The organism is Pseudomonas sp. rhizo25 (assembly GCF_031931935.1).
Lineage (GTDB): Bacteria > Pseudomonadota > Gammaproteobacteria > Pseudomonadales > Pseudomonadaceae > Aquipseudomonas > Aquipseudomonas synxantha.
On the sequence record NZ_JAUJXA010000002.1, the window covers coordinates 19,476 to 41,907 of the forward strand.

The following is a 22,432-nucleotide window of genomic DNA, read 5'->3' on the forward strand; positions in this document are numbered from 1 at the left end:
AAACAAGCTCGGAGCTTATGACCACTCGCACGACGGCCGGCGCGGCCCACCTTGATACGTCCATCACTCCACCTTTGCTCCGGATTACCGGCGACTGGACGCTTGCTCACTACACCACGCTGAAGAAGCTGTCGGACAAGCTCGACGGCCAATACGACGCTGGCGCCCGCATCGACCTCAACGGCCTCGGCGCATTGGATACCGCCGGCGCCTCGCTGCTGGTGGAGCTGCTGGGCCCCGAGCGCATCGAACACTCCGCCGAGCAGACCGATTGCAGCCTGCCAGCCGCAGACCGCGCATTGCTCAAGACGGTCTACCGCTCCCTGAATGATTTCTGCGTGCCGATCAAAGAGCCGGAAGAGGCTGTCGGCATCCAAGTGCTGGCACGCATCGGCCGTGCCGTGGACACCGTCTGGCAAGACGCGATGAAGCTGCTGGGCTTTATCGGCCTGATCCTCGAAACTTTCGCCCGTGGCATCCTGCGGCCCAAGCGCTGGCGCCTGACGCCGATGGTCGCGCATATCGAACAGACCGGCCTCGACGCAGCGCCTATCGTCGCCTTGCTGACCTTCCTGGTCGGCGCGGTGGTGGCATTTCTCGGCGCCACGGTGCTCAAGAGCTTCGGCGCGACGATTTTTACCGTGGACCTGGTAGCGTTCTCCTTCCTGCGGGAGTTCGGCGTATTGCTCACTGCAATCCTGATTGCTGGCCGTACCGCCAGTGCGTTCACCGCGCAAATCGGCTCAATGAAGGCCAACGAAGAAATCGACGCCATCCGTACCTTGGGCCTGGACCCCATGGAGCTGTTGGTATTGCCGCGGGTCTTGGCGCTGCTGGTGGCGCTGCCGATGCTGACCTTCCTGGCGATGCTCTCGGGGATCGTCGGCGGTGGCGTGGTGTGTGCGGTGGCCCTGGATATTTCACCGGCGATGTTCCTATCGCTGTTGCAATCGGACATTGGCGTGCAGCACTTTCTGGTAGGCATGGTGAAGGCGCCGATCTTCGCCTTCCTGATCGCGGCCATTGGCTGCCTGGAAGGCTTCAAGGTCAGCGGCAGTGCCGAATCCGTCGGCGCGCACACCACTTCCAGCGTGGTGCAATCGATCTTTGTGGTGATCGTGCTGGATGCGGTCGCCGCGATGTTCTTCATGGAGATGGGCTGGTGAGTCGTCTACACCGTGCGCCCACTGAGGCGGTGATTGAAGTGCGCGGCTTGTGCAACCGCTTTGGCAGCCAGAGCGTGCACGAGAACCTCGACCTGGATTTGTACAAGGGCGAAATCCTGGCGGTGGTCGGCGGCTCCGGCAGCGGCAAGTCGGTGCTGTTGCGCAGCATCGTCGGCCTGCGGCGCCCCAGTGAGGGTGAAGTGCGGGTGTTCGGCAAGAACCTGCCGAGCCTGCCTGAGCATGAACGCTCGCTGGTGGAACGACGCTTTGGCGTGCTGTTCCAGAAGGGCGCGCTGTTTTCCTCGCTGACCGTCACCGAGAACGTCGCCCTGCCGTTGATTGAACACGCCGGCCTCAGCCGCGCCGACGCCGAGCACTTGGCGGCGGTCAAGCTGGCGCTGGCCGGGCTGCCACTGTCGGCGGCCGACAAATACCCGGCCTCATTGTCCGGCGGCATGATCAAGCGCGCGGCCCTGGCCCGTGCGCTGGCATTGGACCCGGACATCCTGTTCCTCGATGAACCCACCGCTGGCCTCGATCCGATTGGCGCCGCGCAGTTCGACCAACTGATCCTGACCCTGCGCGACGCGTTGGGCTTGAGTGTGTTCCTGGTCACCCACGACCTGGACACGCTGTACACCATCACCGACCGCGTGGCGGTGCTGGCGCAGAAGAAAGTGCTGGTGGCCGACGCCATCGATGTCGTCTCGGAAACCGACGACGCCTGGATTCACGAATATTTCCACGGCCCCCGGGGCCGCGCGGCATTGGATGCCGCTCAATCGCTCAACGAGGTATGACATGGAAACCCGAGCCCATCATGTGATGATCGGACTGTTCAGCGTAATAGTGGTGGTCGGCGCGATGCTGTTTGGCCTGTGGCTGGCCAAGTCCAGCGTCGACAGCGCCTTCCAGGATTACGAAGTGATCTTCAACGAGGCGGTCAGCGGCCTGTCCCAGGGCAGTGCGGTGCAGTACAGCGGGATCAAGGTGGGCGACGTCACCAGCCTGCGCCTGGACCCCAGAGACCCGCGCCGCGTCCTGGCGCGCATCCGCCTGGCCGGGCAGACGCCGATCAAGGAAGACACCCAGGCCAAGCTGGCGCTGACCGGCATCACCGGCACCTCGATCATCCAGCTCAGCGGCGGCACCCCACAGAGCCCGGAGCTCAAGGGCAAGGACGGCAACCTGCCGGAAATCATCGCATCCCCATCGCCCATCGCTCGCCTGCTCAACAACAGCAACGACCTGATGACCAGCGTCAACTTGCTGCTGCACAACGCCAACCACATGTTCTCCCGGGAAAACGTCGAACGCCTGAGCAACACCCTGGACAACCTGCAACAAACCACCGGGGCCATCGCCGAGCAACGAGGCGATATCAAGGTGGTGATGCAGCAACTGATGCAGGTGAGCAAACAGGCCGGCGCCGCTCTCGAGCAAACCACCGTACTGATGCGTAGCGCCAATGGCCTGCTCAACGAGCAAGGCAAGCAAGCCTTCGGCAGCGCCGAGCAGGCGATGAAATCCCTGGAGCAAAGCACCGCCACCATTAACAGCTTGCTGACCAACAACCAGGACTCGGTGAACAGCGGCATGCAGGGCCTTAACGAACTGGCGCCGGCGGTGCGCGAATTGCGTGAAACCCTTGGTTCGCTGCGCGCCATCTCTCGTCGCCTGGAAGCCAACCCCAGCGGTTACCTGCTGGGCAGTGACAAGAACAAGGAGTTCACGCCATGAAGCGTGCTTACCAAATGATCGCCCCTGTGGCTCTGGCACTGGTCAGTGCGTGTTCAATCCTGCCCAAGCCGGATCCATCGGACGTATACCGCCTGGTATCTGCACAGCCAACCACTCAAGGCACACCGGTAAGTTGGTCATTGCGGGTGAGCAAGCCCCAGACCAGCGAATTCCTCGACAGCCCACGCATTGCCGTGGTGCCTGACGGCAACCTGATCAGCAGTTATGCAAACTCACGCTGGAGCGACCCGGCGCCAGTGCTTTTACGCAACCGCCTGCTGGACGGCTTCCAACGGGACGGGCGAGTGACGTTGTTGAGTACCGACGAGACCAACCTGCAAGCCGACTATGAGCTGGGCGGGCAATTGCAGGCGTTTCAGAGTGAGTACAGTGGCAAAGCGGTAGATGTCGTGATTCGCCTCGACGCACGGTTGGTGCGCGGCAGTGACCAGCGGATTATCGCCAGCCGGCGGTTTGAGGTAAGGCAGCCGGTGGGTGACACCAAGGTGCCCGCGGTGGTGGCAGCCTTTGGTAAGGCGGGGGATCAGTTGAATGGGCAGGTGGTGAATTGGGTGGTGCAGCAGGGCAAGGCTGCCTTAAAACGCTGACGGCCTCATCGGGGGCAAGCTCCCTCCCACATTTTGAATGCATTCGCAGATCAAGTGTGGGAGGGGGCTTGCCCCCGATAGCAATCTAAGGCTTAACCGAAGAACCAGTAGCACACCGCAATAGCCGCCACGACACCGGCAAACTCCGCCAGCAACGCACAGCCCACCGCATGCCGCGCCCGCTGGATGCCCACCGAGCCGAAATAAACCGCCAACACATAAAACGTCGTTTCAGTACTGCCCTGAATCGTCGCCGCCACCAACGCAGGGAAGCTATCCACCCCCTGGGTCTGCATAGTCTCGATCAGCATCGCCCGCGCCGCACTGCCGGAGAATGGCTTGACCATCGCCGTTGGCAGCGCGTCGACGAAACGCGTATCCATGCCGGTCCAGGCCACCACATGGCGAATCCCTTCCAGCCCGAAGTCCAAAGCTCCCGAGGCACGTAGCACACCCACCGCACACAGCATCGCCACCAGATAGGGCAACAGGTTCTTGGCCACGTCGAAGCCTTCCTTGGCCCCTTCGACGAAGGCTTCGTACACCTTGACCTTGCGCAGGGCACCGATCACTAGGAACAGCATGATCAAGCCAAACAGTGTGAGGTTACCCAGGATCGACGACAAGCCGGCCAGCGCCGTGGCAGACAGGGTCGCCAGCAGCGCCATGAAGCCGCCCAGTATCAATGCTCCGGGGATCAGGTAGGCCAGCACTACCGGGTCCCACAACCGCAGGCGCTGCATCACCGCCACCGACAGCAGGCCCACCAGGGTCGACGCGCTGGTGGCCAGCAGGATCGGCAGGAACACCAGGGTCGGGTCTGCGGCGCCTTGCTGGGCGCGGTACATGAAGATGGTCACCGGCAACAGCGTCAGCGACGACGCGTTAAGCACCAGGAACAGGATTTGTGCGTTACTCGCCGTATTGGGGATCGGATTGAGTTCCTGCAGCGCCTTCATGGCCTTCAGCCCGATGGGCGTGGCGGCGTTGTCCAGGCCCAGGCCGTTGGCAGCGAAGTTGAGGGTGATCAAGCCGATGGCGGGGTGGCCGGCGGGCACTTCCGGCATCAGGCGGCGAAACAACGGGCCAAGGGCCTTGGCCAGCCAGTCGACGATCCCGGCTTTCTCGGCGATGCGCAAAAAGCCCAGCCACAAGGTCAGGGTGCCGAACAGCAGCACCATGACTTCCACCGACAATTTAGCCATGGCGAAAATGCTTTCCACCATCGCTGCGAAAATCCCGGCGTTACCGCCCACCAGCCATTGCGCCAGTGCTGACACCATTGCCACGACAAAGAAGCCAAGCCACAGGCCATTGAGCATCAGTTAAATCCCCCGAAAGATGGGGCGAATGATAACGGGGCTGGCAGAAACGACAAACCCCGGAATTATCCGGGGTTTGTGTCAGCGCAATCGAGCGATCAGCCGCGAGTGATCTCGCCGGCCGGCAGCGCTTCCTTGCTGCGCCAGTGCGGCAGGGAATTCCAGTAGCGCTCGCCCTTGGCATCGTCGTACATGCCTTCCCAGCGGGAGATAACCAGTACGGCCAAGGCATTACCGATCACGTTCAGTGCAGTACGCGCCATGTCCATTACACGGTCGACACCGGCAATGAACGCCAAGCCTTCCAGCGGGATGCCCACACTGCCCAGGGTGGCCAGCAATACCACGAAGGACACGCCCGGCACGCCGGCGATACCTTTGGAGGTCACCATCAGAGTCAGGACCAGCATCAGTTGCTGGCCGATCGACAGATCGATGCCATACAGCTGTGCGATAAAGATCGCGGCGATGCTCTGGTACAGGGTCGAACCGTCGAGGTTGAACGAGTAACCGGTCGGCACCACGAAGCTGCAGATCGCCTTCGGCGCGCCATAGGCTTCCATCTTCTCGATCACACGTGGCAACACGGTTTCGGAACTGGCAGTGGAGTACGCCAGCACCAGCTCGTCCTTGAAGATGCGCATCACTTTCAGGATCGAGAAGCCAAACAGGCGAGCGATCAAGCCCAGTACCGCAAAGGCAAAGAACAGGATGGCCACGTAAACCAGGATCACCAGCTTGGCCAGCGGCAGCAATGAGGCAAAGCCGAAGTTGGCGACGGTCACCGCGATCAGGGCAAAGACGCCGATAGGGGCGTACTTCATGATCATGTGGGTAACTTTGAACATGCTCTCGGAAACGCCCTGGAACATGGTCACCAGAGGCTCGCGCAGCTCAGGCTTGAGGCTCGACAAGCCCAGGCCGAACAGCACGGAGAAGAAGATGATCGGCAGCATCTCGCCACGGGCCACCGCTGCAAAAATATTCGATGGGATCAGGTTGAGGATGGTTTCGATGAACGCGTGTTCATGCTGTACCTCGGCGGCGGTCGCCTGGTACTTAGAGATATCGACGGTACCCAGGGTACTCATATCGATGCCGGCGCCCGGGTGGAACAGGTTGGCCAGCAACAGGCCGACCACGATGGCGATGGTGGTGACCACTTCGAAGTAAAGGATGGTTTTGACGCCGATACGTCCGAGCTTTTTCGCATCGCCTACACCGGCAATGCCGACGATCAGCGAGGAAATCACAATCGGGATCACGATCATCTTGATCAGGCGGATAAAGATATCGCCTGCCGGCTGCAACACATTGCTGATCCACCAGGCCTTTTCAGCACTGAAATGGTTGAGCACTGCACCGATTGCGATCCCCAGTACCAAACCGATGAGGATCTGCCAGGCGAGGCTTAGCTTTGCCTTCTTCATGTCATTACCCTTACTTCAAGTGGACTTAAGGCGAATGCGCCAGCTGGAACGCCCGAAAGCGAAAAAGTGTGAGCATCAGCCTCCATGGAAGGTCACCGCAGCGTGGCCGAAATGGCTTACTGGCAGGCGAAAAAAGGCGCAACTATTCCCATGCAAGGGGGCGACGTCTAATGCCGTAAACGCCTACCCTATGCCGAATCGGCATGGCTTTTTTTGAAAATAATTGTCCGAACGGTCAGTTCGAATACGCCATTGAGGCGGGTGAATATGCCGTGAAGCTGCCAAATCAGGCTCGCTTAGCGAAGCAGGACGACTTGAAGTGATTGGCAGAAATGCGTGAGAAATCCACCACCTAGCGCCAGAAAAGTCCTATGGCGAGGACGAAAATTTCTAGATAGATGGTCACGCTGACATACCCAGTAATGGTTGGTGTAAGGCAAAAACTGAAATGACGGCTATGAAAGGCATGAAGCGCGGGGGATGAGAGTCATAAGCCCGCCGCAAGTTCAGCAAGCTTGAGGGCTTGTGAACTTGCGTCGCAGCTTTTCGCCTGACCCGGCCCTTGCGCAGGCACTCCCTGTGCCCGTAGGTCACGCCGATCTCGGTGGATCAGAGCAACCCGGCCCCCTGGTCATGCATCACTGTTGGCGAGCGATGCAAACAGAAAGAAGCGCAGGGGCTTCTTTCTATGGACGCAGGCTCCGTTTCAGACGGAACCTAGTACCAATTCGGATCTTTCTTCAGTTGTTCCATCAACAGCTTTTGCATGCCTTCATCCGGCTTACCGAGGAAACGGTAATCGGCATGCCGTGTCGGGGACTTGTCGGCCGGCAGACCGGCTGGGACTTCCACCAACATCGCGTAGGCATCTTCCTTATCGAAACTGAAGGCCACAATGAGGCGCTTGTTCAAGCAGGTATCCGCAGTTTCGCAAAGCGGGCCCACCAGATACTTGTCACCGTCCTCTTCAACAGCATTCATTTGTTCGGCGGTGCCCGACAGGTTCATCACCCATTCCGGCAGGCGCTGTTCTTTCTTCACCACGTCTTGCCAGGTCTCACGGTACTGCGGGTCCGCGCTGAGCAATTCGTTAGCCCGGGACTGGCCGTCATTGGCGGCCATGGCCAGGCTGCTGCCGCCCAAGAGCAGGGCGGCAGCAATGGCTTTAAAAGGCAGAGTGGTCATATTCAGCCTCGGCCTTTACGACCAAAGAAGAACGAAGCGATAAACATCACCAGGAAGACCACAAAGAGAATCTTGGCGATACCGGTGGCGGTGCCCGCGATACCACCAAAGCCTAGGACTGCAGCCACAATGGCGATGATCAGAAATGTGATTGCCCAACTCAACATGGTGATTCTCCTTATGCTTCTATAGGGGTAACAGCGGTAGTGCCGTACAGCCGCTCAATTCAAGCGACCTTGTCTTGCCTAGAACACCCAGCGCTCTTGGGTTGGCAGTTCGTCCAGAGTGGAATCCTGGTCGACCAAGCTCAATTGCGGGGCAGTTACATTAGCGCTGGCGCTGCCAATGGAACGGAAGTGGGTCTGGGTCATGACCGGACGTTCAAATTGCGGGGTTTGCTGCGCACTCTCTTGCCAATGCTGCATTTGCTGGCCGGCAATCAGCGTGACCATCAATGCCAAACTGGCAAACAAGCCCTGCTGCATACGAAGCGGGGATACACGCAATTGGCTGAGGCTTTGGCGAGTCATGCTGCTTTTCTCCCGCATTCTGTTTATTCGTTCATGACACTCTTGGGAGAGATATTGCAGAGTGCATGCCAGCTTTATTGCAAAATAAAACTCAATAAAATCAACGAGTTAAATGCCACACACAGATCTATCACCTAGCATCCTGCACGATGCCCCTGCGTTACCCGTGCGAAATGCACGATGGCCAATGGTCGGATCGACGGATCAAATCCGCAGACCTCGTTGCCGAAGTGGCAGCAGGGTATGAAAACGCCATCAGCCGGTACTTGTGTCGGGAGTGTGCAGATACCTGCACGGACATGCCTTTTATGAATCAGAATAAACCATGCAACTTGCCCGATTATTCCGGGACTAAACACCATCACATTTATAGTTAAGGAGCGCGGGACAGATGGGATCAGCCAAGGAACTTCAAGGCCGCATTCTTTTAGTGGATGACGAGTCCGCGATCCTGCGCACCTTCCGTTATTGCCTGGAGGATGAGGGCTACACCGTAGCCACCGCCAACAGCGCGGCCCAGGCTGACGCGCTGATGCAGCGCCAGGTGTTCGACCTGTGCTTTCTCGATTTGCGCCTTGGCGAAGATAACGGCCTGGATGTACTGGCACAGATGCGTATCCAGGCACCGTGGATGCGTGTGGTGATTGTCACTGCTCATTCCGCCGTGGATACCGCCGTAGACGCGATCCAGGCCGGTGCCGCCGACTATCTGGTCAAGCCCTGCAGCCCGGATCAATTGCGCCTGGCCACCGCCAAGCAACTGGAAGTGCGCCAGCTTTCGGCGCGCCTGGAAGCCTTGGAAGGTGCGGTGCGCCAGTCCAAGGATGGCCTGGACTCCCACAGCCCATCAATGATGGTGGTGTTGGAGACCGCGCGCCAAGTGGCTGGCACCGATGCCAACATTCTGATCCTCGGCGAGTCCGGCACCGGTAAAGGGGAGCTGGCCCGGGCTATCCATGGCTGGAGCAAACGCTCGAAAAAATCCTGCGTAACCATCAACTGCCCATCGCTGACCGCCGAACTGATGGAGAGCGAGCTGTTCGGCCACAGCCGCGGCGCGTTCACCGGCGCCAGTGAAAGCACGCTGGGCCGAGTCAACCAGGCGGACGGCGGCACACTGTTTCTCGACGAAATCGGCGACTTTCCGCTCACGTTGCAGCCAAAATTGCTGCGTTTCATTCAAGATAAAGAGTATGAGCGTGTGGGCGACCCGGTCACCCGTCGCGCCGATGTACGTATCCTTGCAGCCACCAACTTGAATCTGGAAGACATGGTGCGTGATGGCCGCTTCCGTGAAGACTTGCTGTACCGCCTCAACGTCATCACCTTGCACCTGCCGCCGTTGCGCGAACGCAGTGAGGACATCCTGGCCCTGGCCGACCGCTTCCTGGCGCGCTTCGTCAAGGAATACGCCCGTCCCGCTCGCGGCTTCAGTGATGACGCTCGAGAAGCGCTGCTCAACTATCGCTGGCCCGGCAATATCCGCGAGCTGCGCAACGTGGTGGAGCGCGCCAGCATCATCTGCCCGCAGGAGAAGGTCGAGATCAGCCACTTGGGGATGGCCGAACAACCGACCAACAATGCGCCGCGTATCGGCGCCGCACTGAGCCTGGACGAACTGGAAAAAGCCCACATCGGCGCGGTACTCGCTACCAGTGACACCCTGGACCAAGCAGCCCGCACTCTCGGCATCGACGCGTCGACCCTGTACCGCAAACGCAAACAGTACAACCTGTGAGCAGGACTTTATGAAGCTCGCGATGAAACTGCGCACTCGGTTATTCCTGAGCATCTCAGCGCTGATCACCGTGGCCTTGCTGGGGTTGATCCTGGGCCTGGTCAGCGTCATGCAAATGGCCAAGACCCAGGAATCGTTGATCCGCAGCAATTTCATCACCCTGGACCTGGGGCTCAAGTTGCGCCAGAGCCTGGGCGACCAGCTGATCATGATGCTGGAAAAACGACCCGACCCCGAGGCCCTGCAAGCCTCCAAGCGTCACTATTTCGAGCTGCTGGACGAAGGCGTCGCCCATGAGCAGCTCGATGGAAGAAGCCATGGTTTCAGCCAGGCAAAGGCTGATTACCAGAACCTTCTCGAGGCGTTCGACCAATCTCAACAAGCCTCGCCGCCTGCAGGCAGCAAGGAAAAGCTGACTGAAACTTTCAACGTGTTGCGCAACGGCCTGATCGCCGATCACAAGCGGGCGCTGGAAAACATCAGCACCAGCGAGCATAAATCCCGCGAGCGGGCGTTATTGATCGCCGGCCTTCTCGGGTTGGTGGGGCTTGCGGTGCTGATTATCGGCTTCGTCACCGCCCACGGCATCGCGCGGCGTTTCGGTGGCCCCATCGAGGCGCTCGCCAAGGCCGCCGACAAGATCGGTCAGGGCGATTTCGAGGTTACGCTGCCTATCTCTTCGGCGGCGGAAATGAACCAGTTGACCCGCCGTTTCGGCATCATGGCCGAAGCATTGCGCCAACATCAGGCCACCAATGTTGATGAGTTGCTGGCCGGTCAGCAGCGCCTGCAAGCGGTACTCGACAGTATCGATGACGGCTTGCTGATGATTGATCGCCAAGGCTGCCTTGAGCACCTCAACCCCGTCGCACAGCGCCAACTGGGCTGGGATGAGGAACGACTCGGACAAGGTCTGGGGGAAGCCCTGGGCCGTGCGGAAATGGATGAACAACTGCAACTGGTGCTGCGCGGCGGTAATCTGGAGCGGGCGCCGGACGACCTGGAGGTGGAAGTCGAGGGCGAGCTGCGTCTGCTGACCTACAGCCTGACGCCTGTCAGCCATACACAGGGGCATATTCTCGGCGCGGTGATGGTGCTGCATGACGTCACCGAACAACGCGCCTTTGAGCGGGTGCGCAGCGAGTTTGTGCTGCGCGCCTCCCATGAGCTGCGCACGCCGGTGACCGGTATGCACATGGCCTTCGGCCTGTTTCGCGAACGGGCCAAATTCCCGGCGGATTCCCGCGAAGCGGACCTGCTGGATACGGTCAATGAAGAAATGCAGCGCCTGATGCAGCTGATCAACGACCTGCTCAATTTCTCGCGCTACCAGAACGGCCTGCAAAAGCTCACCCTTGGGGCCTGCGATGTGACCGACCTGCTGGAGCACGCACGGGCCCGGTTCGTCGAGCCTGCCAACGCGCAGAGCATTGAGTTGCTGGTGGAAACCCAGCCAGACTTACCGCGCCTGTATGCCGACCAGGTCCAACTGGAGCGCGTGCTCGACAATCTGCTGGGCAATGCCCTGCGCCATACCGCCGAAGGCGGGCAGATTCGCCTGCAGGCGCGACGTCATGGCGAGCGGGTGATTATCAGCGTTGAAGATAACGGCGAAGGCATCGCCTATGGCCAGCAAGGGCGCATCTTCGAGCCCTTTGTGCAGGTCGGCCGCAAGAAAGGCGGGGCGGGCCTCGGGTTGGCACTGTGCAAGGAGATCGTGCAACTGCATGGCGGCCGCATGGGTGTGTATTCACGGCCGGGGCAGGGCACGCAGTTCTATATGGCGCTGCCGTTGTAGGAGCGAGCTTGCTCGCGAAAAAGGCATGAACGACGCGGGCTGCCTGACAGCGCCGCGCTATCGTTGAGATTCTTCGCGAGCAAGCTCGCTCCTACATGTACACGATCAGCGCTGATTCAGGGCCCGCAGGATCGCGGCGCTTTCAGCATCCGGGGTGCCATCGAACAATGATGGACGAAAGCGCATCTGGAACGCTGCGATCACATGACGCGTGGCTACATCCAACTCTCCGGTCTGCGGTGTCTGGTAGCCCAGGCGAGCCAATTCTTCTTGGAACCAGGTAATGCTCGGCAGCTGTGCGGCGTACTGCACCTGGAATCGGGCCACCGCCTGGGCATCCGGCCAGACAGCGAGGCCTTCCGCGGCCAAGCGCTTCCAAGGGAACAACGGGCCCGGGTCCAGCTTGCGCAGCGGGGCAATGTCGCTATGCCCAATGATGTTCTTGGGGTCGATGCCATTACGCTTGCTGATGTCCTTGAGCAGCACGATCAGTGACTTTACCTGCGCTTCGGAATACGGGTACCACACACGCCCCGTCGGCGTATCGCTGAACCCTGGGTTGACGATCTCAATGCCGATGGAGCTGGAGTTGAGCCAGGTGCGCCCCATCCACTCGCTTTCACCGGCATGCCAGGCGCGCTGGCTTTCATCCACCAGCTTGTAGATGGTGCCTGAGGCGTCGTCGCCGATCAGGTAATGGCTGCTGACCTGGCCATGGGTCAACAACGCCAGGGAGCGTTCAAGGTTGGCGGAGGTGTAATGCACGACAACGAACTGTATGCGGTTGTCGTGGTTCACCGAAGGATGGCTGGTGTTCAGCCGCGGGCCGCTGGCGCAGCCGGTGAGCAGCAGAAACGCAAAAGCGATATACAAAGATTTCATGGCAGAAGCATTACACTGAAAGTCGATAATGCAACAGTGTAACGTAACGTGTATGCCCAGGCCGTCAAATTACAAAATGGAACATCTTTTATGCCGCCTGTACCTGGTTGCGTCCCGCCGCCTTCGCCTTATACAGCGCTCCGTCGGCGCGCTTGAGTGCCAGGTCGCTGCGCTCGCCGGGCTGAAACTGCGCCACGCCCATGGACACCGTGATCGTCACCGGTTCGCCCTTGAAGTGGAACGGGCAGGCGGCGATGGCGCCGCGCAACACCTCACCCACGGCCAAGGCATCCGCTAACGTTGAATCGGGCATCAACAGCACGAACTCTTCGCCGCCGAAGCGTGCGATGAAGTCGGTGGGCCGCAAGCGCTTGCTCAGCACATTGGCAATGATCTTCAAGACCTTGTCGCCCGCCAGGTGTCCGTAGCCGTCGTTGATACGCTTGAAGTGATCCAGGTCGAGCATGGCGAGCGAAAGGCTGTTTCCACGCTGATGCCAGGCATTGACCTCATAATCGAGGCGCTCGCTCCACGCGGCTCGGTTGGGCAAGCCAGTGAGCGGGTCGAGCAAGGCCTTCTGGCGCTGCACTTCCAAGTGCTCGCGGTAACCCAGGGCTTCCTGTTCCATGTTGGCCACCCGCTCCGCCAGGCCTTTGAGGCGTGCAGCCACTTCCTGTTCGCGCTGGTCGCGCTGCTGCTGATGGGCGTCCATGGTGCCGAGCAAGCCTTCGAGGTGGCTTTCGAGCACTTGCTTGAGGCTGTCCAGATCGGCGGCTTCCTGCACGCTGCTTTGCAGCCCGTCGACCTGTTCACGGATCTGCGTATCCAGTTCCCGCGCAGCCAGGCTGCTATCGGCGTGGTCTTCGCTGGCGACCTGCAGATGGCCCTGGAATGCCTCGAGGCGCTCGTTGAGCTGCTTGAGATAAGCCTCGAACTCATGCTGGCCGCTGTCAGTGATCGCCAGCATCAGCACCGCCAAGTCATCGAGGATCGGCAGCAGTTCGTACCAGTTCAGGCCATGGGCGAGACGCTCACGCATGGCCTCGGCCTGGGGCCGGTGGCGCTCGGGCAGCGACAAGTCTTCCAGCAAGCCGAGTAAAGTGTCTTCGATGTGCTTGGCCACAGAGCTGTAGGACGGTTCGGGCGAATCAGGCAGGGCGTATATCCCGCCTGATTGCAGGTCGTCTGGCTCGGGGCTTTCCAGTACGGGCGGCAGAGACAGGCTGCCGATGGTGGTTTCATCGGGTATGTCTACTTGAACCTGCGGTGCTTCGATAAAGGCGGCGAGTGCACTTTCATGCGCAGGCTCCGCACTCGGAGGCTCCTGCACGTCGGGCTCAATTACTGGCGCAGGCGCTACCGTAGGTTGCCCTTGAGCGGAGGCCTCGAATACAAATGTGTCACTGGTGGCCTCTTCCACCTTGGCCTGCGCAACAGCCTCTGGCTTAAAGGCGACGGGTGTTTGCGGCGCTGGCGCAAAGGCACGCAAGGCTTGTGTCAACTCTTCCGATTGCGCGGGCTCTTGGGGCTCAGGCACCGGTTTTGGCACAACAGGCTTTGACGGCGATACTTCTGGTGGAGACAGTGGTGCGGCGTCAGCCTCTGGGGCTTCACTCGAGGCGTCTTTACTACCAAACAAACGCTGCAGCAGGCCCGGCCCCGAACGCGCGGTTTCGCTCTCAGGCTCCAGGTTATTCAGCGCCTGCCCTTGCAGGCTGCTCAGCTCACTGAGCAGCAGTGGTATCTCCCGGGCTTGCCCGACGCGGCCATCGAGCTGCTTGGCGAAGGTTTTCAGCGGCCGCGCCACTTCGCGGGGCAGCGGGAGCTTTTGCAACTGGGCAACCAAGGCGGTGAGCGCGGTGCTGATCTGGTCGACCCGGGTTTCGCGACGCTGCTCGGAATCGAGCACGGCCTTTTCCAGGCGTGGCAGCAAGGCGGCGAGGGCAGCGTCCATATCGTCGGTACGCACGACGTCACGCATTTCCTTCATGCATTGATCGACGGCGCGATCAGTGCCTTCAGCGGCCAGCGTGCTGCGTACCAGCCCGCGGCGCAGCAGGTCGAGGCGGGCAGCCCAGCGGCGTTCGAGCTTGTCTTGCTGCTCAATGCTCTTGAGGTATTTCTCTTTCCAACGCTGGGCGTCGTCGCTCATGCAAGGGGTCCGCTGGTGCCTGGGCTCAATGCGGGGAACGCATCAGCCGTGAGCGAACCCGGCAGACGAATCTCTACCGCGACCGGCAGGTGATCGGAAATAGGCTGCGCCAGTACCTGCACGCTTTCGAGCGTAAGGGTCGGGCTGAGCAAAATATGATCAAGACAACGCTGTGGGCGCCAGCTGGGGAACGTGGCCTCGACTTGCGGCGCCAATAGTCCGAGGTCGCGTAGCGGGGAATTCTGCAACAGGTCATTGGCATGGGTGTTCATGTCACCCATCAGCACCTGATGCTTGTAGTTGCCAATCATGTCACGCACGTAGGCCAGTTGCAGGTTGCGCGTGCGCCCGCCGAGCGCCAGGTGCATCATCACCACCACCAAGGCCTCCGGGCCTTCGCCGAAACGCACGAGGATCGCCCCGCGCCCTTTGGGGCCTGGTAACGGATGATCTTCGATGGCGGTGGGCTTCAGGCGGCTGAGCACGCCATTGCTGTGCTGCGCCAGGCGCCCAAGGTTGCGGTTGAGTTGCTGGTACCAATAAGGGAAAGCACCGAGCTGGGCAAGGTGTTCCACCTGATTGATATAACCGGAGCGCATGCTGCCACCATCGGCCTCCTGCAAGGCGACCAGGTCGAAGTCGTTGAGCAGGGTGCCGATTTTCTGCAGGTTACCGGCCCGACCGTTGTGGGGTAGCAGGTGTTGCCAGCCCCGGGTGAGGTAGTGCCGATACTTCTCGGTACTGATACCGACCTGGATATTGAAGCTAAGCAGGCGCAGACGGCTGTCCGGCGGCAGCCCCGTGGACTCCAGGTGGTGCTCGTTGACCTGCGGGTCATGCAGGCCAACAGCGCGTTCGGTACGCCAGCGGCGCATAACGAGCCCCTTACTTGGCTGCCCGCTCTTTGGCGATCAGCTGGTCGGCGACATTGAGGGTCTGCTCAGGACCACCAGTAGAGCCCAGGTCGAAACGGTACTTGCCGTTGACGATCAGGGTCGGAACGCCCTGCACGCCGTACTTCTGTGCGAGTTCCTTGGCCTGCTTGATCTGGCCCTGGATGGCGAAGGAATTGAAGGTGGCCAGGAACTTGTCCTTGTCGACACCCTGGGTGGCGACGAAGTCAGCCATTTCTTCTGGTTTGGTCAGGCGCTTGCCTTGTTTCTGAATCGCTTCGAAGACGGCGTTGTGAACCTTGTGCTCCACACCCATGGCTTCCAGGGTCAGGAACAGTTGGCCGTGGGCATCCCATGGGCCGCCGAACATGGCAGGAATGCGCTTGAAGTTCACGTCCGAAGGCAGTTTCTCAGCCCAGGGATTGATGGTCGGCTCAAAGGCGTAGCAATGCGGGCAGCCGTACCAGAACAGCTCTACTACTTCGATCTTGCCTGGCACCGATACTGGAACCGGATTGCTCAGTTCGACATAGGTTTTACCGGCTTCAAGCGGCACATCGGCTGCTTGCGCGGTCATGCCGAAGAGGCTGGCAGTGACGAGAGCGGCGCTGAGGATCAGATTACGCATGCTTTACTCCTGGACAAATAAAGTCGCCTCACGCGACCTTTAGGTATGACAGGTCTGCGCGGGCATGAGTTCGTTAGTGTAACGGCACCGGCCACAAAAAAGGGCGGCCTGGGCCACCCTTTTTATGCTTGCATCGCGGGATTAATCGAGTGTTAACGTTGCGTGCAACTTAATGCAGACCCTGGATGTAGCTGGAGACGGCTGCAATGTCTTCGTCACTCAGCTTGCGAGCGATGGTACGCATGGTCATCGCGTCGCCATCGTTGGCCCGGCCGGCTTCTTCCTTACGGAAATCGGTCAACTGCTTGGCAATGTATTGAGCGTGCTGGCCACTCAAATGCGGAAAACCAGCTGCCGCATTACCAGCGCCGTTCGGCGAGTGGCAACCCGTGCAGGCAGGCAGGCCCTTTTCCAGATCGCCGCCACGGAACAGCTTCTCTCCACGGGCGACCAGTTTAGGATCAGCAGCTCCCACACTGCCTTTCTGGCTGGCAAAATACGCCGCGAGGTCCGCCAGGTCCTGATCGTTGAGGTTGGTCAGCAAACCGGTCATTTCCAGCACCGTGCGCTTGCCATCCTTGATGTCGTGCATCTGCTTGCTCAGGTAGCGTTCACCCTGGCCTGCCAGTTTGGGAAAGTTCGGCGCCGGGCTGTTGCCATCCGGCCCGTGGCAAGCACCACACACGGCGGCCTTCGCTTGACCGGCAGTGGCATCACCTTTTACGGGGCCCTCTGCAGCGACGGCAGCGCCTGTGATGCCCAAGGTCAACAGCAGACTCACGATCAGTTTGTTCATCAGCTAATCCAACTACGGCTAAGGGTTTAAGAGTTATCTACCGGGTTTACTCACCATCAACTCAATGACGGCCTGGTAATCCTCAGTACTGCAGTCCATGCACAAACCACGCGGCGGCATTGCCTTGAAACCCTGGGTCATGCGTGCCAACAGCGCGACCACACAAACTCGGTTGTACAGCGCTTCCGGATCCTGTGTAGCCTGAGCGCCATAAAGCGGGTCCAGGACACCAGAAGCGGCAACCATTGAGGCCATACATCGACCTTTTCAGGGTTTGAGAGCGTTTTGCGTTCTAATGCGCAATAAAGGTCTATCGCTCCCGTGAACTTCATCCTTCGCTGGGACAAAGCACACACAAAATCTGCGGCATTATATACTGGCGCTACTGAAACGGAAACGACACCGCTTGCCGCACCCTTTTTCGGCACCGCCCACATCGGAAATCTCATGCAACTCAAGAATCCCATCCTCGGCCTGTGCCAACAGTCCACGTTTATGCTCAGCGCCGCCAAAGTGGACCAATGCCCCGATGACGAGGGCTTTGAAGTCGCCTTTGCGGGCCGCTCCAACGCCGGTAAATCCAGCGCACTGAACACCCTGACCCACGCCAGCCTGGCACGCACCTCGAAAACCCCGGGCCGCACGCAACTGCTCAATTTCTTCAAGCTAGACGATGATCGGCGTCTGGTCGACCTGCCGGGCTACGGTTATGCAAAAGTACCCATCCCGCTGAAGCTGCACTGGCAGCGTCACCTCGAGGCTTACCTGGGTGGTCGCGAGAGTTTGAAGGGCTTGATCCTGATGATGGACATCCGTCATCCAATGACCGATTTCGACCTACTGATGCTCGACTGGGCTGTCGCCAGCGGCATGCCGATGCATATTCTGCTGACCAAGGCCGACAAGCTCACCTACGGCGCAGCCAAGAACACCTTGCTCAAAGTGCAGTCCGAAATCCGTAAGGGCTGGGGCGACGCGATCAGTATCCAGCTGTTCTCAGCGCCAAAACGCATGGGGCTGGAAGAGGCTTACACCGTACTGGCCGACTGGATGGAATTGGCGGACAAGGGCGCAGAAGTTACCGAGTAACTTTCCTGCGGGCAAAAAAAACCCCGGACTTCGTATGGGGAGGGAAGTTCGGGGTCCAAGTTCCGGACCGCTAGGGCGGGGTCCAGATATCTGCCAACACTTAACACAACATAGGAGCATTGAAGGGCTTCACCACCCATTCAGTAACTCTGAGTCGCAATTCACGGGTTAAGTTCCGGCAGGCCCGAAAACTATTGGAAATAACTGACGGCGATTTCCGGTCTAAAGCGCTGCACCGCCCCACGCAGTAGTGGTGCAGCTGCAGGATCAGTGTGCTTCGTCCCAGTTGTCGCCCACGCCTACATCCACCACCAACGGCACATCCAGCTGTGCCGCGGCGCTCATATGTTCGCGAATCTTCTCGCCGACCTGCGCCACCAAGTCTTCCCGCACCTCAAGTACCAGTTCATCGTGCACCTGCAGGATCACCTTGGCATCCAGGCCCGATTCGGTCAGCCAGCTATCCACCAATACCATGGCTTTCTTGATGATGTCCGCCGCCGTGCCCTGCATCGGCGCGTTGATCGCTGTGCGTTCTGCCGCTGCGCGCTCCTGAGGCTTGTTGGAGTTGATATCCGGCAAGTACAACCGGCGCCCGAAGAAGGTTTCCACATACCCCTCGTCGGCAGCCTGGGCACGGGTGCGCTCCATGTACTCGCGAACTCCGGGATAACGGGCAAAGTAGACATCGATATAAGCCTTGGCTGTCTTGGTATCGACGCCAATGTCCTTGCCGAGCTTCTGGGCGCCCATGCCATAGATCAGGCCAAAGTTAATGGCCTTGGCGCTACGGCGCTGATCGGATGTGACTTGGCCCAGCTCGACCTTGAACACCTCGGCCGCCGTGGCCGTGTGCACATCCAGATTATTGCGGAAGGCATTCATCAAGCCTTCGTCCTTGGACAGGTGCGCCATGATCCGCAGTTCGATCTGCGAATAGTCCGCCGCCAGCAGTTTGTAGCCCTTAGGCGCGACAAACGCCTGGCGAATCCGCCGTCCTTCGGCAGTGCGCACCGGGATGTTCTGCAAGTTCGGGTCACTGGAGGACAACCGCCCGGTCGCCGCCACGGCCTGATGATAAGAGGTGTGGATGCGCCCGGTACGCGGGTTGATCTGTTCAGGCAGGCGGTCGGTGTAGGTGCTTTTGAGCTTGCTCATGCTGCGGTACTGCATCAGCACCTTGGGCAACAGAAAATCATCTTCGGCCAGCTTGGCCAGCACTTCCTCGGCGGTGGACGCCTGGCCCTTGCCGGTCTTCTTCAACACCGGCAAGCCCAGTTTTTCATAGAGGATCGCCCCAAGCTGCTTGGGTGAACCCAGGTTGAACGCTTCACCGGCGATCTCGAACGCCTGGCGCTCCAGTTCAACCATCTTGTTACCCAGCTCAATGCTCTGGATACCCAGCAACTCCTTGTCCACCAATGCGCCCTGGCGCTCGATACGCGCCAGTACCGGCACCAACGGTATCTCGATATCCGTCAGTACACTGGCCAGGCTCGGGATCGCGGTCAGCTTCGCGTGCAGTTCCTGATGCAGGCGCAAGGTCACATCGGCATCTTCGGCGGCGTAAGGGCCGGCCTGCTCGAGGGCAATCTGGTCGAAGGTCAACTGCTTGGCACCCTTGCCGGCGATGTCCTGGAAGCTGACCGTGTCGTGGTCCAGATACTTCTTCGCCAGGCTGTCCATGTCGTGGCGGGTCGCCGTGGAGTTCAGCACGTAGGATTCGAGCATGGTGTCGAAGGCGATACCACGCACAGTGATGCCCTGTGCAGGGTCGCCACCGATGGCGCAGTTGGCGAGGATGTTCATATCGAACTTGGCGTGCTGGCCAACCTTGAGTTTGGTCGGGTCTTCCAGCAGCGGTTTCAGAGCCAGCAGCACGGTGTCCCGGTCCAATTGATCCGGCGCGCCGATATAGGAATGGGTCAGCGGGATGTAGGCGGCTTCGTGGGGCCGCACAGCAAACGAGAGCCCGACCAATTGCGCCTGCTGGGCATCGATACCGGTGGTTTCGGTGTCGAAGGCAAACAACGGCGCATCGTGGAGTTTCTTCAGCCATACGTCGAACGTGGCCTGGTCCAGGATGGTGGTGTAAACCGCCTCTACCGGTACCGATATAACAGCCTCAACCAGCGTTTCGGCGACAGGCACAACCTCGCTCGCCGACTTGAGCTCCACGCGCTTGGCATCGCGCAGGATCTCTTCGTACCAGCTCTTGAACTCAAGCAGCGTGTAGAGCTCCAGCAGCTTCTCGCGATCCGGCTCGATCAGATGCAGATCATCCAGGCCCACTTCCAGCGGCACATCGACCTTGATCGTCGCCAACTGATAGGACAGGAATGCCATCTCCTTGTGCTCTTCCAGCTTGGCCGGCAGGGTCTTGGCCCCACGGATAGGCAAGGTCGGCACGATATCCAATTGTTCGTAAAGCTCTTTGAGGCCGCCATTGACCCCCACCAGCAAACCGGAAGCGGTCTTCGGGCCAATGCCCGGAACGCCTGGGATGTTGTCGGACGAATCGCCCATCAGCGCCAGATAGTCGATGATCTGCTCCGGAGCGACGCCGAATTTCTCCTTTACGCCCTCAACATCCATCGAGCTACCGGTCATGGTGTTGACCAAGGTAATGTGACCGTCGACCAGCTGCGCCATGTCCTTGTCACCGGTAGAAATCACCACTGGGCGGCTGGCGGCCGCGCTGCTGCGGGCCAGGGTGCCGATCACGTCATCGGCCTCGACGCCTTCGACGCACAGTAAAGGAAAGCCCAGGGCAATCACGCTCTGGTGCAGCGGCTCGATCTGCAGGCGCATGTCATCGGGCATGCTCGGGCGGTTGGCCTTGTATTCGGCGTACATCTCATCGCGAAAGGTCCCGCCCTTGGCGTCGAACACCACCGCGAAGGGGCTGTCCGGGTACTGCTTGCGCAGGCTTTTGAGCATGTTCAACACGCCCTTGACCGCACCGGTCGGCAGGCCTTTGGAGGTGGTCAGCGGTGGCAGCGCATGGAAGGCGCGGTACAGATAAGAAGAACCGTCCACCAGGACGAGGGGCGATTGGCTCATGAGCAGGATCAACCTTTTCGGCGGGTCAGGCGCTAGAATAGCCGGACCAATGAAAACAAAGGGACAAGGTTATCATGCGTACATTCAATCGCCTGCTGTTGACCGGTTTGATTGCACTCGCTCCGATGGCTGCCATGGCGGCAGACAGTGCCCCTGGAGGTGATCCGGAAGTTACCATTCGCACGGAAGGCGACAAGACGATCCAGGAATACCGCCAGAACGGCTTCCTATACGCGATCAAGGTCACGCCCAAAGGAGCGCCGCCGTACTTCCTGGTACGCGCCGACGGAACCGATGCGAACTTCATCCGTTCTGACCAGCCGGATATGCTGATCCCGTCATGGAAGATCTTCGAATGGAAATGATTTCTTAATTTTAACCGGCGCCGCCCACGGCCGCGCCCGTAACGGCAGTTTTAACCATGTCTGTGTTTACCCCCCTGGCTCGGCCCGAGCTGGAAACTTTTCTCGCACCCTACGGGCTCGGTCGCCTGCTTGATTTCCAGGGGATTGCCGCCGGCAGCGAAAACACTAATTTCTTCATCAGCCTGGAACAGGGCGAGTTCGTCCTGACCCTGGTTGAACGCGGCCCGGTGGCGGAAATGCCGTTCTTCATCGAACTGCTTGACGTGCTCCACGATGCTGACCTGCCCGTGCCTTACGCTCTGCGCACCACCGATGGCATCGCTTTGCGCGAGCTCAAGGGCAAGCCGGCACTGCTGCAACCTCGCCTGGCCGGCAAGCACATCAAGGACGCCAACGCCCAGCATTGCGTCCAGGTCGGCGAGCTGCTCGGCCACCTGCACCTGGCCACCCAGGGCGCAAAGGTGCTGGAGCGCAAGACCGACCGTGGGTTGGATTGGATGCTCAGTGAGGGCGCGCAGCTGATTTCGCACCTCAACGACGCACAACAGCGCTTGCTGCAGGACGCGTTGAGCGAGATCGAAACCCACAAGGCCGACATCCTCGCCCTGCCACGGGCTAACGTGCACGCCGACCTGTTTCGCGACAATGCGATGTTCGAAGGCACGCACTTGACGGGCTTGATCGACTTCTACAACGCCTGCTCGGGGCCGATGCTCTACGACGTGGCGATTGCCTTGAATGACTGGTGTTCGGACACCGATGGCGCGATCGACCGGCAACGCGCCCGGGCGCTGCTGGGCGCTTATGCAGGGCTGCGGCCGTTTACTGCGAAGGAAGCCGAGCTATGGCCGACCATGCTGCGCGTGGCGTGCGTACGGTTCTGGTTGTCGCGGTTGATCGCAGCCGAATCGTTTGCCGGGCAGGATGTGTTGATCCATGACCCGGCGGAGTTCGAGCACCGGCTGCTGCAACGCCAGCAGGTCACCGTCCACCTGCCGTTCGCGCTCTAAAGAAATGTGGGAGGGGGGGGCAAGCTCCCTCCCACAT

Annotated in this window: 20 protein-coding genes and 1 pseudogene; 9 read left to right on the forward strand and 12 right to left on the reverse strand. The window is 59.9% G+C overall.

Features of this window, described 5'->3' with window-relative positions; translation table 11 throughout:
• The first annotated feature begins 17 nt into the window (after positions 1 to 17).
• Genes QZR30_RS03700 through QZR30_RS03715 form a run of 4 tightly spaced genes read left to right on the forward strand, consistent with a single transcriptional unit; the run spans position 18 to position 3,514 of the window.
• Entirely contained in the window at positions 18 to 1,166 is a 1,149-nt protein-coding gene (locus QZR30_RS03700) for an MlaE family ABC transporter permease (RefSeq protein ID WP_059396788.1), read from the forward strand.
• Positions 1,163 to 1,966 (forward strand): ABC transporter ATP-binding protein, encoded by an 804-nt coding sequence (locus QZR30_RS03705; protein WP_014716351.1) that lies wholly within the window; start codon positions 1,163 to 1,165, stop codon positions 1,964 to 1,966. Before QZR30_RS03700 ends, QZR30_RS03705 begins: the two co-directional genes overlap by 4 nt.
• A 1-nt stretch (position 1,967) precedes the next feature.
• Complete coding sequence (locus tag QZR30_RS03710; protein WP_046070290.1) at positions 1,968 to 2,906, forward strand: MlaD family protein; 939 nt, start codon at positions 1,968 to 1,970, stop codon at positions 2,904 to 2,906.
• A complete protein-coding gene (locus QZR30_RS03715) occupies positions 2,903 to 3,514 on the forward strand; it encodes an ABC-type transport auxiliary lipoprotein family protein (protein WP_056847549.1) in 612 nt (203 codons plus the stop codon). Before QZR30_RS03710 ends, QZR30_RS03715 begins: the two co-directional genes overlap by 4 nt.
• A 92-nt stretch (positions 3,515 to 3,606) precedes the next feature.
• On the opposite strand, the gene QZR30_RS03720 is transcribed toward QZR30_RS03715, so the two are convergent.
• From QZR30_RS03720 to QZR30_RS03740, 5 genes are all read right to left on the reverse strand, one after another.
• The gene (locus QZR30_RS03720) at positions 3,607 to 4,836 is read right to left on the reverse strand and encodes a nucleoside recognition domain-containing protein (protein ID WP_046070288.1); all 1,230 of its coding nucleotides are present in this window, start codon (positions 4,834 to 4,836) and stop codon (positions 3,607 to 3,609) included.
• A gap of 98 nt (positions 4,837 to 4,934) precedes the next feature.
• A complete protein-coding gene (gltP, locus tag QZR30_RS03725) occupies positions 4,935 to 6,266 on the reverse strand; it encodes a glutamate/aspartate:proton symporter GltP (RefSeq protein ID WP_043048349.1) in 1,332 nt (443 codons plus the stop codon).
• Positions 6,267 to 6,983: 717 nt separating this feature from the next.
• Positions 6,984 to 7,451, reverse strand: a complete 468-nt coding sequence (locus QZR30_RS03730) for an inhibitor of vertebrate lysozyme family protein (RefSeq protein WP_057023179.1) — start codon at positions 7,449 to 7,451, stop codon at positions 6,984 to 6,986.
• A gap of 2 nt (positions 7,452 to 7,453) precedes the next feature.
• A complete protein-coding gene (locus QZR30_RS03735) occupies positions 7,454 to 7,618 on the reverse strand; it encodes a DUF1328 domain-containing protein (RefSeq protein ID WP_003187386.1) in 165 nt (54 codons plus the stop codon).
• Positions 7,619 to 7,696: 78 nt separating this feature from the next.
• The gene (locus tag QZR30_RS03740) at positions 7,697 to 7,981 is read right to left on the reverse strand and encodes a hypothetical protein (protein ID WP_059396796.1); all 285 of its coding nucleotides are present in this window, start codon (positions 7,979 to 7,981) and stop codon (positions 7,697 to 7,699) included.
• Positions 7,982 to 8,372: 391 nt separating this feature from the next.
• Between QZR30_RS03740 and algB the strand changes: the two genes are divergently transcribed.
• Entirely contained in the window at positions 8,373 to 9,719 is a 1,347-nt protein-coding gene (algB, locus tag QZR30_RS03745; protein WP_046070286.1) for a sigma-54-dependent response regulator transcription factor AlgB, read from the forward strand.
• 10 nt (positions 9,720 to 9,729) lie between these two features.
• Complete coding sequence (locus QZR30_RS03750; RefSeq protein WP_046070285.1) at positions 9,730 to 11,517, forward strand: ATP-binding protein; 1,788 nt, start codon at positions 9,730 to 9,732, stop codon at positions 11,515 to 11,517.
• A gap of 105 nt (positions 11,518 to 11,622) precedes the next feature.
• Here the strand turns inward: QZR30_RS03750 and QZR30_RS03755 are convergent, their stop codons facing one another.
• The 6 genes and pseudogenes from QZR30_RS03755 to QZR30_RS27975 all read right to left on the reverse strand — a co-directional run.
• Positions 11,623 to 12,399, reverse strand: coding sequence for an N-acetylmuramoyl-L-alanine amidase (locus tag QZR30_RS03755; protein WP_046070284.1), 777 nt, complete (start codon positions 12,397 to 12,399; stop codon positions 11,623 to 11,625).
• An 88-nt stretch (positions 12,400 to 12,487) separates the two neighbouring features.
• Positions 12,488 to 14,551: a GGDEF domain-containing protein gene (locus QZR30_RS03760; RefSeq protein ID WP_311902947.1), complete on the reverse strand. Its 2,064-nt coding sequence runs from the start codon at positions 14,549 to 14,551 to the stop codon at positions 12,488 to 12,490.
• Positions 14,548 to 15,426 carry an endonuclease/exonuclease/phosphatase family protein gene (locus QZR30_RS03765; RefSeq protein ID WP_046070282.1) on the reverse strand — a complete coding sequence of 293 codons (879 nt, stop codon included), beginning with the start codon at positions 15,424 to 15,426 and terminating at the stop codon, positions 14,548 to 14,550. The genes QZR30_RS03760 and QZR30_RS03765 overlap by 4 nt, the downstream gene beginning before the upstream one ends.
• Before the next feature lie 10 nt (positions 15,427 to 15,436).
• On the reverse strand, positions 15,437 to 16,072 hold the full coding sequence (gene dsbA, locus QZR30_RS03770) for a thiol:disulfide interchange protein DsbA (protein WP_046070281.1): 636 nt from the start codon (positions 16,070 to 16,072) through the stop codon (positions 15,437 to 15,439).
• A 169-nt stretch (positions 16,073 to 16,241) separates the two neighbouring features.
• Complete coding sequence (locus QZR30_RS03775; RefSeq protein WP_046070280.1) at positions 16,242 to 16,868, reverse strand: c-type cytochrome; 627 nt, start codon at positions 16,866 to 16,868, stop codon at positions 16,242 to 16,244.
• A 33-nt stretch (positions 16,869 to 16,901) separates the two neighbouring features.
• Positions 16,902 to 17,012: pseudogene (locus QZR30_RS27975) on the reverse strand (cytochrome); the annotation flags it as partial.
• Between the two features lie 303 nt (positions 17,013 to 17,315).
• Here QZR30_RS27975 and yihA point away from each other — a divergent pair.
• On the forward strand, positions 17,316 to 17,957 hold the full coding sequence (yihA, locus tag QZR30_RS03785) for a ribosome biogenesis GTP-binding protein YihA/YsxC (RefSeq protein WP_043048336.1): 642 nt from the start codon (positions 17,316 to 17,318) through the stop codon (positions 17,955 to 17,957).
• Positions 17,958 to 18,224: 267 nt separating this feature from the next.
• On the opposite strand, the gene polA is transcribed toward yihA, so the two are convergent.
• Positions 18,225 to 21,020, reverse strand: a complete 2,796-nt coding sequence (gene polA / locus QZR30_RS03790) for a DNA polymerase I (protein ID WP_311902948.1) — start codon at positions 21,018 to 21,020, stop codon at positions 18,225 to 18,227.
• A 74-nt stretch (positions 21,021 to 21,094) separates the two neighbouring features.
• On the opposite strand from polA, the gene QZR30_RS03795 reads away from it, so the two are divergent.
• Positions 21,095 to 21,385: a DUF2782 domain-containing protein gene (locus QZR30_RS03795; protein WP_016978788.1), complete on the forward strand. Its 291-nt coding sequence runs from the start codon at positions 21,095 to 21,097 to the stop codon at positions 21,383 to 21,385.
• A 56-nt stretch (positions 21,386 to 21,441) separates the two neighbouring features.
• Positions 21,442 to 22,395 carry a homoserine kinase gene (locus QZR30_RS03800; protein WP_059396784.1) on the forward strand — a complete coding sequence of 318 codons (954 nt, stop codon included), beginning with the start codon at positions 21,442 to 21,444 and terminating at the stop codon, positions 22,393 to 22,395.
• Positions 22,396 to 22,432 lie beyond the last annotated feature (37 nt).

What these genes read in the sequence shown, in the direction of transcription:
- QZR30_RS03775 (WP_046070280.1), bottom strand. Translation starts at nt 16,868, where the DNA reads ATGAACAAACTGATCGTGAGTCTGCTGTTGACCTTGGGCATCACAGGC.
- QZR30_RS03710 (WP_046070290.1), top strand. Translation starts at nt 1,968, where the DNA reads ATGGAAACCCGAGCCCATCATGTGATGATCGGACTGTTCAGCGTAATA.
- algB (WP_046070286.1), top strand. Translation starts at nt 8,373, where the DNA reads ATGGGATCAGCCAAGGAACTTCAAGGCCGCATTCTTTTAGTGGATGAC.
- QZR30_RS03735 (WP_003187386.1), bottom strand. Translation starts at nt 7,618, where the DNA reads ATGTTGAGTTGGGCAATCACATTTCTGATCATCGCCATTGTGGCTGCA.
- gltP (WP_043048349.1), bottom strand. Translation starts at nt 6,266, where the DNA reads ATGAAGAAGGCAAAGCTAAGCCTCGCCTGGCAGATCCTCATCGGTTTG.
- QZR30_RS03740 (WP_059396796.1), bottom strand. Translation starts at nt 7,981, where the DNA reads ATGACTCGCCAAAGCCTCAGCCAATTGCGTGTATCCCCGCTTCGTATG.
- QZR30_RS03720 (WP_046070288.1), bottom strand. Translation starts at nt 4,836, where the DNA reads ATGCTCAATGGCCTGTGGCTTGGCTTCTTTGTCGTGGCAATGGTGTCA.
- dsbA (WP_046070281.1), bottom strand. Translation starts at nt 16,072, where the DNA reads ATGCGTAATCTGATCCTCAGCGCCGCTCTCGTCACTGCCAGCCTCTTC.
- QZR30_RS03765 (WP_046070282.1), bottom strand. Translation starts at nt 15,426, where the DNA reads ATGCGCCGCTGGCGTACCGAACGCGCTGTTGGCCTGCATGACCCGCAG.
- QZR30_RS03715 (WP_056847549.1), top strand. Translation starts at nt 2,903, where the DNA reads ATGAAGCGTGCTTACCAAATGATCGCCCCTGTGGCTCTGGCACTGGTC.
- yihA (WP_043048336.1), top strand. Translation starts at nt 17,316, where the DNA reads ATGCAACTCAAGAATCCCATCCTCGGCCTGTGCCAACAGTCCACGTTT.
- QZR30_RS03800 (WP_059396784.1), top strand. Translation starts at nt 21,442, where the DNA reads ATGTCTGTGTTTACCCCCCTGGCTCGGCCCGAGCTGGAAACTTTTCTC.
- QZR30_RS03700 (WP_059396788.1), top strand. Translation starts at nt 18, where the DNA reads ATGACCACTCGCACGACGGCCGGCGCGGCCCACCTTGATACGTCCATC.
- QZR30_RS03795 (WP_016978788.1), top strand. Translation starts at nt 21,095, where the DNA reads ATGCGTACATTCAATCGCCTGCTGTTGACCGGTTTGATTGCACTCGCT.
- QZR30_RS03730 (WP_057023179.1), bottom strand. Translation starts at nt 7,451, where the DNA reads ATGACCACTCTGCCTTTTAAAGCCATTGCTGCCGCCCTGCTCTTGGGC.
- QZR30_RS03760 (WP_311902947.1), bottom strand. Translation starts at nt 14,551, where the DNA reads ATGAGCGACGACGCCCAGCGTTGGAAAGAGAAATACCTCAAGAGCATT.
- polA (WP_311902948.1), bottom strand. Translation starts at nt 21,020, where the DNA reads ATGAGCCAATCGCCCCTCGTCCTGGTGGACGGTTCTTCTTATCTGTAC.
- QZR30_RS03750 (WP_046070285.1), top strand. Translation starts at nt 9,730, where the DNA reads ATGAAGCTCGCGATGAAACTGCGCACTCGGTTATTCCTGAGCATCTCA.
- QZR30_RS03755 (WP_046070284.1), bottom strand. Translation starts at nt 12,399, where the DNA reads ATGAAATCTTTGTATATCGCTTTTGCGTTTCTGCTGCTCACCGGCTGC.